11 protein-coding genes are annotated in these 13,372 nt (G+C 46.6%); 6 read left to right on the forward strand and 5 right to left on the reverse strand.

Features of this window, described 5'->3' with window-relative positions; genetic code table 11:
* Positions 1-308 precede the first annotated feature (308 nt).
* The gene (locus MJO46_RS17940; protein ID WP_253990501.1) at positions 309-1,877 is read left to right on the forward strand and encodes a PAS domain-containing methyl-accepting chemotaxis protein; all 1,569 of its coding nucleotides are present in this window, start codon (positions 309-311) and stop codon (positions 1,875-1,877) included.
* 248 nt (positions 1,878-2,125) lie between these two features.
* On the forward strand, positions 2,126-2,482 hold the full coding sequence (raiA, locus tag MJO46_RS17945) for a ribosome-associated translation inhibitor RaiA (RefSeq protein ID WP_198780665.1): 357 nt from the start codon (positions 2,126-2,128) through the stop codon (positions 2,480-2,482).
* A gap of 79 nt (positions 2,483-2,561) precedes the next feature.
* Here raiA and MJO46_RS17950 read toward each other — a convergent pair whose 3' ends face one another.
* Together MJO46_RS17950 and MJO46_RS17955 are read right to left on the reverse strand one after the other, a co-directional pair.
* Positions 2,562-3,212 (reverse strand): response regulator transcription factor, encoded by a 651-nt coding sequence (locus tag MJO46_RS17950; protein WP_253990502.1) that lies wholly within the window; start codon positions 3,210-3,212, stop codon positions 2,562-2,564.
* A gap of 29 nt (positions 3,213-3,241) precedes the next feature.
* Positions 3,242-4,450, reverse strand: a complete 1,209-nt coding sequence (locus MJO46_RS17955; RefSeq protein WP_253990503.1) for a histidine kinase — start codon at positions 4,448-4,450, stop codon at positions 3,242-3,244.
* Between the two features lie 182 nt (positions 4,451-4,632).
* Here MJO46_RS17955 and MJO46_RS17960 point away from each other — a divergent pair, with 182 nt between their 5' ends.
* Positions 4,633-5,127 (forward strand): DUF2141 domain-containing protein, encoded by a 495-nt coding sequence (locus MJO46_RS17960; RefSeq protein WP_253990504.1) that lies wholly within the window; start codon positions 4,633-4,635, stop codon positions 5,125-5,127.
* Between the two features lie 14 nt (positions 5,128-5,141).
* Positions 5,142-6,779, forward strand: coding sequence for a carotenoid oxygenase family protein (locus MJO46_RS17965; RefSeq protein ID WP_253990505.1), 1,638 nt, complete (start codon positions 5,142-5,144; stop codon positions 6,777-6,779).
* 63 nt (positions 6,780-6,842) lie between these two features.
* On the opposite strand, the gene MJO46_RS17970 is transcribed toward MJO46_RS17965, so the two are convergent.
* A complete protein-coding gene (locus MJO46_RS17970; RefSeq protein WP_253990506.1) occupies positions 6,843-7,565 on the reverse strand; it encodes a YebC/PmpR family DNA-binding transcriptional regulator in 723 nt (240 codons plus the stop codon).
* Positions 7,566-8,404: 839 nt separating this feature from the next.
* Here MJO46_RS17970 and MJO46_RS17975 point away from each other — a divergent pair.
* Complete coding sequence (locus MJO46_RS17975) at positions 8,405-8,629, forward strand: TIGR02922 family protein (RefSeq protein ID WP_198780659.1); 225 nt, start codon at positions 8,405-8,407, stop codon at positions 8,627-8,629.
* 167 nt (positions 8,630-8,796) lie between these two features.
* Here the strand turns inward: MJO46_RS17975 and MJO46_RS17980 are convergent, their stop codons facing one another.
* A complete protein-coding gene (locus tag MJO46_RS17980; protein WP_253990507.1) occupies positions 8,797-9,378 on the reverse strand; it encodes a TetR/AcrR family transcriptional regulator in 582 nt (193 codons plus the stop codon).
* 132 nt (positions 9,379-9,510) lie between these two features.
* On the opposite strand from MJO46_RS17980, the gene MJO46_RS17985 reads away from it, so the two are divergent.
* Positions 9,511-10,566 (forward strand): alkene reductase, encoded by a 1,056-nt coding sequence (locus MJO46_RS17985; RefSeq protein ID WP_253990508.1) that lies wholly within the window; start codon positions 9,511-9,513, stop codon positions 10,564-10,566.
* A gap of 53 nt (positions 10,567-10,619) precedes the next feature.
* Here MJO46_RS17985 and MJO46_RS17990 read toward each other — a convergent pair whose 3' ends face one another.
* The gene (locus MJO46_RS17990; RefSeq protein ID WP_253990509.1) at positions 10,620-13,055 is read right to left on the reverse strand and encodes a Lon protease family protein; all 2,436 of its coding nucleotides are present in this window, start codon (positions 13,053-13,055) and stop codon (positions 10,620-10,622) included.
* Between the last annotated feature and the right edge of the window lie 317 nt (positions 13,056-13,372).

Here is a 13,372-nt window from a genome sequence, read left to right on the forward strand (position 1 = left end):
GGAGACACTATGAATTTTTGGAGTATAACGCAGTTTATTTAAATGATAAACGATATCATTTAGGTTTAGATGTAAAATTGCGACCCAGCGCGAGTTTCCATTGCTCTTGCCTCCTTGCTTTGGGCATTACTGTGGGGGCTTCTCCTCTTTTTCTATCGTAAATGTTTGGTTTTATAGGTTTGATGGTTATCACTTGTTTAGCTTTTGGTTAATTTTTCTCCTGTCATTGTGAGCTTAATCAAGGTAGACAGCTTGTCCTTTTGGCAAAATGCCACCCATCTTTTTACCGAGAGCCTGCCCTATAAACTATGCAAACACATTCTACAAAGGGTGAAAAACACCTGTCTGATAGCGCCATTCTACTGTCCACAACTGACCTTAAGGGCAACATTAAATATGTAAACCAGACCTTTTCGCAGATCAGTGAGTTTAGTGTTAACGAGTTGCAGGGCAATCCACACAACATAGTGCGCCATGCCGATATGCCCGCTGCCGCCTTTAAAATCCTGTGGGAGAGAATAAAGAGCGGTAAACCTTGGATGGGGATAGTTAAAAATAAAACGAAACATGGCGGTTACTATTGGGTGAATGCCTATGTTGCACCTGTGTATGAGAATGGGGCCATTCACGAGTTTCAATCCGTTCGCCGCCAGGCAACACCCGAGCAGATCAAAGCGGCCGAGGCGATTTACAGCGATATTAATCAGGGTAAACAACCTAAGGCATTGCGCAAAGATCGACTCGGTTTTAGCGGTAAAATTCTGCTGGCTATGCTGGTTTCTATTACTACTACAGCTGTGATTGCCAGTTATTCACCCATAGTGGCGGCGATTGCGGGTATGGGCCTAGCGTGCCTCGCTTGGTACTACCTGATGCAGCCATTACAAAAGTTAGTGTCGATAGCAACCAATATCATTGACGATCCCGTTGCCATGGGTGTGTATACCGGCCGGCAGGATGAAATCGGCAAGTTGGATCTGGCCTTGCGATTTTTAATCACTGAAATAGGCGGTGTGGTCGGACGCATGGCCGATTCTGCCAGCGAAATCCAAGAGCAGAGCGTGAACCTTAAACAAACCATTACCAATACTTGGGAACATGCGGATAGCCAGAGCGAGCAAACGACGCAGGCGGCGACGGCGATGGAGCAAATGAGTGCCAGTTTTGCCGAAGTCACAGGTAATATTCATCGCACTGCGTCCGAGATGGTGTCTAGTCATCAGGCGGCGCAGCGCGGCCATTCACGCTTAGAAACCGTGATCGATGCAATTCATCAACTGAGTGTGCAGGTCAGTCATTTCTCCGATGTAGTGCAAACGATTGAGCAGGATAGTCAGGCTATTCATCAGGTATTAGAAGTGATACGGGCCATTGCCGATCAAACTAACCTATTAGCATTAAATGCTGCCATTGAGGCTGCTCGAGCAGGGGAGAGTGGCCGTGGCTTTGCTGTCGTTGCCGATGAAGTCAGACAACTGTCGAGCCGTACCAGCCAATCGACATCGCACATAGAGCAAATCGTCAATCGATTCAGGGACAGTACCCACAGGGCGACCTCGACTATGGTGGCGGGACAAGAACAGGTCAAACGTTCCGTTGAGTTAGCCCAGGATGCGAGCGTGGCTTTTGGGGAGTTATTATCATCCATCGCCAGAATTAACTCCCTCAGTGATGACAACGCTGCGGCTATGACCCAACAAGCCTCCGTTGCCGCTGAAATTAGTCGAGCTATCCATGTGATCAGTGATCTCGCTCAGCAGAGTCTAGAACAGACCCAAGATGCGGCGGCGCGGGGCGATCAAGTGTCGCGTTTATCCACTAAGACCCACCATTTATCCCAGCAGTTTTGGCAACAGAGTGTGCAGCGTAAATATTGAGTGCAATTAAAACAATTGAAATAGGCTGAATAGGTGGCGGTGGTTGATTTTTATACGGTTTGACTTTTTAAAATCAACCACTTACTTATCTCTTGAATGACTTTTTTCTTGATGCGCCTCACATTTAGACACTGCTAATACCAGCTTTACCCGAAATATTTGTCTTTAGGGCTTGTGTTTTATTCTGCATGCCCCAAGCTCTAATAGTGAAACGAAAATAAAAGTAATGACACTAAAAGGGACAACCTATGAAAATAAATCTTTCTGGTCACCATGTCGATGTTACTGATTCTGTTAAAGAACATGTCAACGAAAAGTTTTCAAAAATCGCCACCCATTTCCCTACTTTGATCGCGCTCGATATCATTATTGCGAAGGAGCATGGCGAGTTTCAGGTTGAAATTCGAACAAATTATGAAGGCAGCCGCATTTCTGCATCGGGGACAGATGAAATCATGTACCCAGCCATTAAGGCCGCATCGAAAAAATTAGATGCCGCACTTAAACACCGTAAAGGCCAGTTAAAAGCCGATTTACATGAGACTCCAAGCTGCACTACGCCAGCGATTGCCCACGAAATTATCCAAGAGATGGATTTACGTTAAGAGCATTAATTCCCCGCGTTAAGGGAATAGAAAAGGGCCATTAAAGGCCCTTTTTGCTGTCTTGAGCAAGGTGAATGGGTTAAATCAACGCCAGTTGCAGCCCTTTGAGCACAGCTTGGGTGCGATCCCGGCAATCGAGTTTAGTGAGTATATTAGAGACATGATTTTTCACTGTACCCTCGGCTAAAAATACCGCATTGGCGATTTCCTTGTTGGAGAAGCCGCCCGCCATAAAACTTAGGATTTCCCGCTCCCGCTCCGACAACAATTCATTTCTACTCACCCCAACACTAAGTACGGGTTTGGGTTCACTCATCTGTTTAAGCACCGAAGGTTCAATTAAGTAGCCGCCTTTGGCGACGGTTTCGATGGCGTGCAGTAACTTGTCGAGTGACACATCTTTGAGTAAAAAGCCATTAGCTCCGGCCTGTAAACTATTAAGGAATAACTCACTGTCGTCGAAGGTGGTCAACATGATGACAGGTAAGCGATTGGCACTCTGGCGTATCTGTTTAAGCATTTCGATACCGTCAAGTTTTGGCATGCGGATATCACTGAGCAGCACATCGACAGGATTATTGGCCAGTTTTATAAGTGCATCTTGGCCATCTTCAGCCTGCCACAGAACGTGAATGTGCTCGGAAATGGCGAGCAGACTAGCGATCCCCTGGCGAACCAATTGTTGATCCTCCACTAAACCGACACTGATGATGTTGTTTTGCATGTCCATAGCAATTCCAAAGAGTATTTTGTTGATGGTTAAGCGAGCGCAGGAAAGGTGAGGGTAAGGGTGCAGCCCGGCGCAGAATCATTCGCCCTTAGCTGTAAGGTGCCATTAAAAGGCTTAAGCCTTTCCTGCATGCCGCTAATTCCAGTGCCGTTTAGCCCTGTGCCACTAAGTTCTGTGCCACTAAGCTCTGTACCACTTAGTCCAGTGCCGTTTTTAGCCGATATGTTGCGTGTCGCTCCCCGGGTGAGTCCAACGCCGTTGTCGCTCAGTTGTAATATCAGCCTGCTTTGGGAGTTTTCCATGCTCAGTTGCAGTTGATCCGCCTTGCCGTGGCGTACGGCGTTGCTGATGCCTTCCTGCAGCACTAACAGTAGTGCCTGAGTCAGTTCGGCTGATTGCAGTGGCTTCATCCCTTTGCAGGTGAAAGTGACGCTGGGTAAGCGGCTCATCAGTGCCTCTAAAGGGGGAACTAAATCCAATCCCACTTGGACTCTTTGGGCCCTAACGACGGTGCGAATACTTTCAAGTAGCTCTTTGGCTAGGGATTTACTTTGGTTAACTTGAGATTTGAGTTCTTCGGGCGCTTGATGGCTTAGTACTTCTAATTGCAGTGAGAGCGCCGTGAGCTGGTGGCCGAGAATATCGTGTAAATCGCGGGAGATCCGCAGTCTTTCCTGCTGTTCGCTGGCTTGGCTAAGGAGGGCGCGGGTGGCGATAAGCTGCTGGTTTAGCTGTTCTTGTACCAAACGAGATTTGCGTTCAGAAAGCCTTGCCTGGCTACTGCTATAGGCAAATAACTGAAATCCAAGATAAATCACTATAGTGAACACATGACTTTGATGATGGAATTGCCACTGCAGCAGCACATAATAAATAAGGTTGGCTAACAGCAGTTGTGCAATCGCTTGGCGGCGATTAAAAAACTCAGGTAAAAGTGATGCCCAAATAACCAAGAAGATCGGCAGTAAGGCATTATTTGCAGTGAGCACTAAGCCAAATACAATCAAAGGCATAGTGAAAGTAACAAGGCGACGGAGTCGAATATCCATATGGGGCACTATGTCCGTTGCTATCAGTATAAATTGCACTAAAAACAATCCATAGAGTGCGACATTGACCACGCCTTGCCATGTATGCAATGGGGCTTGGGTTATCCCGACCCAAGTGATAAGCCCCCAGGTGAGCAGCCCGGCGGCAATTAACAGGCTCTCTTCTTTCGTTAATCGATTTTCTAGCACGAATGACTATTCCTTAATCCAATTCTGCCGACCATTCTAAGGTATCAATGCCCGATGTCACTATGCCAAAAGTCATGTTGTTAACATTTTGTTTTATGACTTTTGGCACCTGTTTTTAATCCTGTGATTTTTTAAGCTAACTCCGTCGCAATCACTATCACTATAAGTAGCAGGAGTAAGGCATGAAACACATGAACTCGACTATGGCAACAACCCCATGTTTCCAAACCCATAGTACTAAAAGGACGTTATCAGCGATGTGGGGCGCAGGCTTAGCTTGCTTACTCTTGTCTACAGGAAGCATGTCCGCAGACATTCAAGCACATACCTTGACCGTAGATATAGATAATATTCAAGTACAAACGGGCGCCTTGATGGTGCAACTTTACGCCAATGCCGAGGATTATACATCAGGCAAAAATCCCAGCGCGTCCATGATAAAGCCTGTGACTAAGGCTGAGCACAGGCTGGTATTTAGCGATCTCGCCGATGGACAATATGCGCTCAAGGTCTTTCACGATGAAAATAGCAACCAGAGGTTAGATACCAATATCTTAGGTGTGCCGAGTGAAGGCTATGGTTTTAGCAATAACGCTGGCAGTTTTGGACCTGCAAGCTTTAAAGACGCCAGCTTTAGTCTGCAGGGCGATACGCAAATCACTATACACATTCGCTAAGGGAGGGCTACATCATGGATAGACGTCAATTTCTAGCGGGTTCAGCCGCCCTAATGACGACCGCGGTTTGGGCAAGTGCGGTGGACAAATTACTGGCACTGGATAGCGCACAAGCGATCGCTCGCGAGCCATGGGCCATAGGTTTTAACGGGGCAGAAGGCGACTATCCACCGCTCACTATGCAGGTTTCGGGTGAGTGGCCTGCGCAATTGAGCGGCAATCTATATCGTAATGGGCCGGCGAAAATGTCTCGGGCCGGTAAGGCATACCAGCATTGGTTTGATGGTGATGGCATGGTGCAGCAGTTTAGTCTGGCCGATGGGCAAATTCAGCATCAGGCTAAGTTTATCCAAACAAAGAAGTTTAAAGTGGAGGAGGCCGCTGGCGCATTTAAGTATTCTACCGCTGGTACTGTGATCCCCAATGCTTTACCCATTCGCAATAATGACGATTTGAATGTCGCTAACACCAGTTTACTGCCGCGCCGCGGCGAGTTGCTCGCCCTCTGGGAGGCGGGTTCACCCTATCGACTCGACGCGCAAACCTTAAACACGCTCGGCGTGAAAAGCTTTGGAGACAAGTTTAAGGGCTTGCCCTTTTCCGCCCATCCACTCGATGACGGACAAGGTGGACTGTGGAATTTTGGTGTCTGGTATGTTGGGGGTGAGAAGCAATTACTTGTGTATCAAGTGGCCGCCGATGACAGCATTGCCAGAATGGAAGTGATTGAATTACCACAGGCGAGTTACTTACATGCCTTCGCCCAAAGTGAAAATAAGCTAGTGTTTTATATTTCATCCTGCGTGTATGAAGAGGGCGAAACCTATATCGATGCCTTTAAATGGCGCCCCGAATTGCCATCGCAATTACTGGTTATCGACAAAGCCGACTTTAAAACGCGCCAGTTACACCCACTGCCCGCAGGATTTGTGTTTCACTTTGGTCAAGCCATTGAGAATAATGATGAACTTTCGGTGCAGCTTTGCCTCTATCCCAATTCGGTCATTTTAACCCAAGGGATGAAAGGGCTACTGACAGGCACTCGCAAAACTAAGACACCCCATGCCGAGCTAGTGACTATCACAGTTCCGTTGACTGAGGCGCTGTCTTCCCCTGCACGGATCAACCGCAGCGGCGTGATGATGGAGTTTCCTCAGTTTGTAAGCAATAAAGAATTTGCGCAGCAAACTATGAGTCATAAAGAATTTGCACAGCAAACTATGAGTAAAACAGCGTTTGTTCCGCTATTTGGCATCGGAGCACGCTCAGAACTTGGCCCTCACTCTAAATTACAGACTGAATTAGATGCTGAATTAGCGTCTGATTCAGGGATGAGTAACACCCTGTATTGTATTCATAATACAAAGGACAGCAGCAAGCTCGCCGCTGATACGCTTGCCAATGGAGGACTTACTGCTGATAGCTATAGTGCGTATTATCTGGGGAACGGCAAGATTGCCGAAGAGCCGCTTTATATCCCCGCCACTGAGCAGCATGAAGCCTATATATTGATGACTTGGCTTGATTATCGCAATGCCCAGTCTGGTCTATCTTTGTTCCGTGCCAGTGATATCAGCGCTGGCCCTATCGCCTCGGCGCAGATGAATAGGGTGTTGCCATTAGGATTTCATGGCTGTTTTATTAGCGCTTAATATCTTGACCTATAAACGAAAAACGCAGCCAAGGGCTGCGTTTTGATTTCAGGCGAAAGGGGGTTACTCTTCAATTTCCGCATTGTGGTAGACGTTTTGCACATCGTCACAATCTTCTAATGCGGCGATAAACTTATCGAATACGGCCACATCTTCGCCGGTCACTTTAGTCATAGTTTGCGGGACGAAGGTGATGTTTTCGATTTCAAAATTAATATCTGGCATGGCATCGGTCAGTGCCGTTTTGACCTTGAAAAATTCAGTGTGTGGGGCAAAGATGCTGATCATACCATCTTCAACTTCGACATCGCTCACATCCACATCGGCCATCATTAGGATTTCTAAAATGGCATCTTCATCATCGCCAGGGAAAACAAAAACGGCAGAATGATCAAACATATGGCCAACAGTGCCTGGACCACCGAGTTTTGCATCGTTCTTCACGAAGGCTTGACGCACTTCTGTGAAGGTACGTTTTACGTTATCGGTTAAGCAGTCGACGATTACCATGCAGTTGCCTGGACCAAAACCTTCATAACGGGCTGTATCGTAATCTTCACCGCCGCCGCCCTTGGCTTTTTCAATAGCGCGCTCAATTACATGCGCTGGAACTTGGTCTTTCTTTGCGCGCTCAATTAAACGACGTAGTGATAAGTTACCATCAGGCTCTACACCACCTTGCTTAGCGACAACGTAAATTTCTTTACCGTAGCGCGAGTAAAGGCGGGTTTTCTGGCCTGCAGTTTTCGCCATGGATTCTTTACGATTTTGATATGCTCTGCCCATCTTGATCTCGTTAGCTCAAAAAAATTGCGCCGATATTAGCAGTTTTCTTGATAGAAGTGCAGTCGTCTGGGCGGGAATTATTGCCAAGAAGAGGATACAGACCGCATTTCTGAGCGCTGGGGGAAATAAGCTTTTAACCTCAGTTACATCAGGGGGCATGACTTTTCATAATAATGTTTGATGCCATAAGGTCGATAGACTGTCGATGATGGACCATTGATCTTGTTTTTCGTCAAAGCGTGAATTGTTTTTCGAGTCAGAGGATAGGCTAGCCGTATTTGCCTTAAGATCCTCTGTCCTATCGGTTTCGCTGCTAGTTAGTGTGGCAATGGATGGCTATCACTCGTTCATCTTGAGTCGACTTCCCTTAATCGAGCCCTTCACCCTTTGCGCGCGCCGTAGTGAGAATAGAGATGGAAAAACAGCAGAAAGTCGCGATAGTTCTGAGTTTTACCCTAGTCATGCTGGGGAGTTGATTGCTCTCGGCGAAGGAGAGCTGCATACAAACGTTTTAGCCAAGCCCTAACGGGAAAAGTCTAAGTCGACATTAATGCATAAAAGCTCAGATTAACAAATGTTAAACTTGTGATCAGTTGCGCGAAATTGATCAACAAAATAGAAATTGATTGGCATCTATTTGCCGAAGTGCTTAAATAACAAAATATTGATGGTGCTAAGATATGCCGACCTATCTAGATAAAGCTGCTGAGCCAGTTTTTTTTAGCAAAGTGATTTTAAATAGTAAAATTTTTTCTAAGTTTTACTGTCTAAGAGAATAAGGGAGACTCTTGTCATCTAGGTCGATAGCAGCAGGCGCTGCTTAATGTGAGTTTAAAGCTATGCAAGCACAACAAGCGATTGTAACCGTTTTGTATTATGATGCACCAGTAGGGTTAATTATGCACAATGCTGTGCTAGATGGTTTGTCTGTTAGCGACTCTGGCCGTGTCATGATCCCAGCCAGTTTCCGTAAGGGAAAATCCATCATAGCTGTCCTAGAAGGTGAGTGTAAGATTTTGAACTCCTTAGGAGAACGAGTCTTTGCCCAGGCGAATATAGGTTAAGAGCACTTAGCGGTCGGGTAGAAACTGTACAGATATTGGGGGACGGTAAAGATGATTTACCGTCCCTTTAACTTTAGTGCTGATAATAGATAAAGCTTGCACCTTTCCCTGAATCAAAGCCGTTCACAATCTAGACCCTATTGCACCACAGCGCTGTTTCGACACTCCTATCGACAGACTTCGATAAAGAGCCTATCCGCTAATTGCTGTAAAATTTGCGCCTGTGGATGGGTATGGGCGAAGGTTCTCAGGCCGTATATGCCCATCATCAAGTATTGAGCCCTTTGGGTGCTATTGCGTTCCCCTTCGAGCAACCCCTGGGTGGCGGCAAAGTCAAATTGTTGCGTCAGTGCATCCTGCCATATCTGTAAATTGTTATTGATAATCTGTTGTATTTCATCATCTTGCTCTGCAATTTCATTCAATGCTTTAGTGAGCAAACAAGCTTGCGCGCTGTCGCAACTTAAGCATTCGACGACCAGATTATCTAAGTAGCGCTTCAGGTTCGCGAGCACATCGGCACTATCAGTAAAGAAGAGGCTGAACTGAGTGTTTCTATCGAGTTGGTATTGTTCGATTGCTGCAATTAATAGCCCGCGTTTATTGGTGAAGGCGCAGTAGATTGAGCCGGGGTGTAATCCCGTGGCTTGGGTGAGATCTTGCATGCTGGTTTTAGTGTAACCTTTGTGCATGAAGGCGGTCATAGCACCGCGAAGAACTTGTTCTCGGTTGAACTCTGCATTGCGCATCGACTGTATTTGACTCGTCTCGAAAAATTTAACCTCATTCTACCTAATTTTGAACATACATTCAAAAATGAACTTGAATGTTCATTCAAATAATATTATCTTGAACGTACATTCAAGATTGGGACCGAGACCATGACCGTACACTCCACATCAAATCTATTTGAAAGCTATAAACTTAATGATGCTATTACCTTAAATAACCGTATTTTGATGGCGCCCTTAACCCGTTGTATGGCGGATGCCGAACTGGTGCCGACCGAAGATATGATTGCCTATTATGCACGCCGTGCCGAGGCGGGTTTGATCATCACAGAGGCGACAATTATTCGCCCCGACGGCCAAGGTTACCCTAATACCCCAGGTATTTTTACTCAGGCCCAAATTGCTGGCTGGCGTAAGGTAACCGATGCTGTGCATGCCAAAGGTGGAAAAATTTTTGTGCAGTTATGGCATACGGGGCGCGTAGCGCATCCGCACTTTTTTGGTGGTGGCGATGTGCTCGCCCCATCGGCGCAGAAGATTGAAGGATCCGTCCCAAGAATGCGTGAGCTGACCTATGTCACGCCAAAACCAGCAGCCCTAGAGGATATTCAAGGTCTGGTGCACGATTACGCCAAGGCGGCTGAAAATGCGATGGAAGCGGGCTTCGATGGGGTTGAAATCCATGGTGCAAACGGTTATTTGATCGACGCTTTCCTACATCACGACAGCAACCGTCGCACCGATGAATACGGCGGTACGCCAGCCAATATGGCGCGCTTTGCCCTCGAAGTTGTTGATGCTGTTATTGCTCGAATTGGTAAAGATAGAACCGGTTTACGTCTGTCTCCCGGCGCTTATTTTAATATGGCCACCGATAGCCGAGACCGCGGCGTATTTGATTATCTATTACCCGAGCTCGAAAAGCGCGATATCGCCTTTGTGCATATTGGTATTTTTGATGACAGTATGGAGTTTGATTATTTAGGTGGTCGCGCTTCCAGCTATGTGCGAGCACACTATGGCAAAACCTTAGTGGGTGTGGGCGGTTATAGTGCCCAGAGCGCAAGTGAAGCGATAGCCGCAGATAAGTTTGATTTGATTGCTATCGGTCGTCCCTTTATTGCCAATCCAGACTATGTCGCTCGGGTGCGTGCTAGTGAGGAACTGGTGCCCTACAGCGATGAAATGCTGGCAACATTAGTTTAATTATAAAGCACAAAAACAAAGGGTTAGCTAAATGCTAACCCTTTTTTTTAGCCTTATTTATCGGTTTTAGCGAGGGCTCTGAGGGCGTTGAGTTGTTGTTGGGCAATCCCGAAAATACTCTCGGGTGCATATTGCCCTTGGCTTTTAGCGTCCTTTTCAATCCGCGTATCAGCGGCCTTGCCAAGTAACAGCTCCATGGCTTGGGTGACATGGGTGATGGCCCAAATATGGAACTCTCCTTGTTCAACCGCTTCGACAATATCTTTACGTAACATAAGGTTGGCAACATTCGAGGCGGGGATGATCACACCTTGGCTCGATGAGCGGCCCTTTATTTTACAGACGTCGAAAAAGCCCTCAATTTTCTCATTGACGCCGCCAATGGGCTGTGCCTCTCCGAACTGATTCATCGAGCCTGTGATCGCAATATCTTGCCTAATAGGTTGTTCGCTTATGGCTGAGATAATGGCGCAGCATTCGGCCATAGAGGCGCTGTCACCATCAACGCCACTATAGGATTGTTCGAAGGTGAGATAAGTGGTTAAGGGGATTTGTGCCGTTTTTCCTAAAACCGAAGCTAAATAAGCGGTTAAGATCAGCACTCCCTTAGAATGGATCCGTCCACCCAGTTTGACTCTATGCTCAATATCTAGCACTTCCCCCTTACCCAAAGCGGTGGTCGCTGTGATGCGATTAGGCATTCCAAATTGATGGTCAGAGGTTGAAATAACGGATAAGGCATTGATTTGACCGACGACTTTATCATGGGTGTTGATCAAGGTCGTGCCGTTAATAAAGCTCTCCATTATGCTGTCGTGCAGGCGGGAGACCCTTTTTTCTTGATTGCGAAGCGCCTGCTCTACATGGGGCAGCAAAATGTGATCGCTGCCAGCGGACTTAGCGCAGTAATTAGATTCGCGCAGTAAATTCGCAATATTAGCGGAGTGCAGTGAAAGTTTTTGCTGATCCTGCGCCTCGCGGGAACTGTATTCGATGATCCTCGCAATGGCGCTGCGCTCGCAGTGCAGCATATTGTTGTCGTGCACTATGCTGGAGATAAAACGCGCATAGTGGGCTTCAGAGGCATGGGTTCTGTCCATTACATCTTCAAAATCGGCGGTGACACGGAACAGTTCACTAAAATCAGGATCATAGTGCTGCAATAGTTGGTAGGTTTCATAATCGCCAAACAGGATGATTTTAACGTCTAAGGGAATGGGCTCTGGCGCGAGGGAAATAGTACCCGAGAGTGAGACCTCACGCTCGAGTGAGCTTAAATCTAATTTGCGGGAACGTAGGGCGCGTTTTAATCCATCCCAGACATAGGGACGTTCAAGCACTTTCACCGCATCCATCAATAACACGCCACCATTGGCTTTATGTAGGCTACCGGAGCGGATCAACGAGAAGTCGGTGAACACTGTGCCCCTAAAGGTCGCGTTTTCCACATAACCGAACAGACTGTGGTAGCTCGGGCTTTCTTCAACAACGATGGGAAATTGTTGTGAGCCTTGGCAAACCAACACATTCACTTGGTAACGGCGGGGCATTTTCTTTTCGAGGGAGGCGTAGGCGAGGGCGAGTTGTTCTTCACTCTCCTCTAAAAAGATATCTAAATTGCTTAAAATATCCGCCTGCATACCATTTAAAAAGGCTCTCACTTCGGGCTGATGTTTGTATTTGTCCTTCAATGGCTTGAAAAAGTGGATAAGTACATCCTTAGCGACTTGCTCATCGTGTTCCTGCTGAGTGTCGCTAAACTCTTCTTCCCATTCGGTATTTTGGCGGATAATGCCACGCAGTTTGACTTCAAGTCCGTTGATATTGCTTTCAAATTGACTACGTTCTGCCTCACTCAGGGCATTGAAGGAGGCTTCATCGTGGGGTTCGTCTTCACCCTTGAGTGCGATCATTTGATAATCGCCCTGTAGGGTTAAGCTAAGGCTGATCCCTTTTTGCTTGGCTTCCTCGCTTAATTCGGTCAGTGCGGTTTCTTGCTTTTGGGCTAGTTGGCTTTTTAGTTTTTCGGCTCGCGCATAATACATTTCATTATCAAAGGCTAAGGGCAGCGCTTTGACTAATTTAAGCATAAGTTTTTCGATGGCTTTTTTAAATTCGAGCCCAGTTCCCGCCGTCAGTTTAAGGACCTTAGGACTGCGGGTATCGTCGAAGTTGACCACATAGCACCAATCATGCAGATTGTGATCGCTCGGCTCGTGACGATTAAGATAGCGCAGCATCATAGTGCGTTTTCCTAATCCATTCTGGCCAATGGCATAAATGTTATAGCCTTTTTCTTTTATACCCATGGCAAATTCCACCGCCTGCTGGGCGCGTTCTTGGCCGACGATATCATCGAGTGGGGTCAGTTCGGCGGTCGATTGGCAGTGGGGATCTAATTCTTGTAGCTCACATTTGCGATACAGTTGCTGGCTGGTTAATTGAATGGCTTGATTCGGCTTAGCATGAGAAGAGTGGTCAGTGGGCATAAATATCCTTGAATTTTCAGCCTTAATATTTCCATTGTAGACAATAAGATAACATCGTTGTCAATTAAAAGTCGGTTATTTCCCCTAATCTTATGGTGGCGTGTCGCTGTGTTTTTGCTTTATAAATTATTTATGCATTAGGAAATAACGATGGTTTGGCCTCTATACTGATAATTGCTGATATGATGCAGTGCCACGCTTGGTATTTTTAGCAAAGGGTGTGCACTGACAAGAACTTAAGATCTGGTGACTGGTATTGATTTTCTGTGTCTGTGTATAAGGCGATAAGGGCGCTTTGAGAGTTCAGAGTAAGTCAA

The organism is Shewanella sp. KJ2020 (genome assembly GCF_024197625.1).
Classification (GTDB): Bacteria; Pseudomonadota; Gammaproteobacteria; order Enterobacterales; family Shewanellaceae; genus Shewanella.

What these genes read in the sequence shown, in the direction of transcription:
- MJO46_RS17940 (WP_253990501.1), top strand. Translation starts at nt 309, where the DNA reads ATGCAAACACATTCTACAAAGGGTGAAAAACACCTGTCTGATAGCGCC.
- raiA (WP_198780665.1), top strand. Translation starts at nt 2,126, where the DNA reads ATGAAAATAAATCTTTCTGGTCACCATGTCGATGTTACTGATTCTGTT.
- MJO46_RS17950 (WP_253990502.1), bottom strand. Translation starts at nt 3,212, where the DNA reads ATGGACATGCAAAACAACATCATCAGTGTCGGTTTAGTGGAGGATCAA.
- MJO46_RS17960 (WP_253990504.1), top strand. Translation starts at nt 4,633, where the DNA reads ATGAAACACATGAACTCGACTATGGCAACAACCCCATGTTTCCAAACC.
- MJO46_RS17965 (WP_253990505.1), top strand. Translation starts at nt 5,142, where the DNA reads ATGGATAGACGTCAATTTCTAGCGGGTTCAGCCGCCCTAATGACGACC.
- MJO46_RS17970 (WP_253990506.1), bottom strand. Translation starts at nt 7,565, where the DNA reads ATGGGCAGAGCATATCAAAATCGTAAAGAATCCATGGCGAAAACTGCA.
- MJO46_RS17975 (WP_198780659.1), top strand. Translation starts at nt 8,405, where the DNA reads ATGCAAGCACAACAAGCGATTGTAACCGTTTTGTATTATGATGCACCA.
- MJO46_RS17980 (WP_253990507.1), bottom strand. Translation starts at nt 9,378, where the DNA reads ATGCGCAATGCAGAGTTCAACCGAGAACAAGTTCTTCGCGGTGCTATG.
- MJO46_RS17985 (WP_253990508.1), top strand. Translation starts at nt 9,511, where the DNA reads ATGACCGTACACTCCACATCAAATCTATTTGAAAGCTATAAACTTAAT.
- MJO46_RS17990 (WP_253990509.1), bottom strand. Translation starts at nt 13,055, where the DNA reads ATGCCCACTGACCACTCTTCTCATGCTAAGCCGAATCAAGCCATTCAA.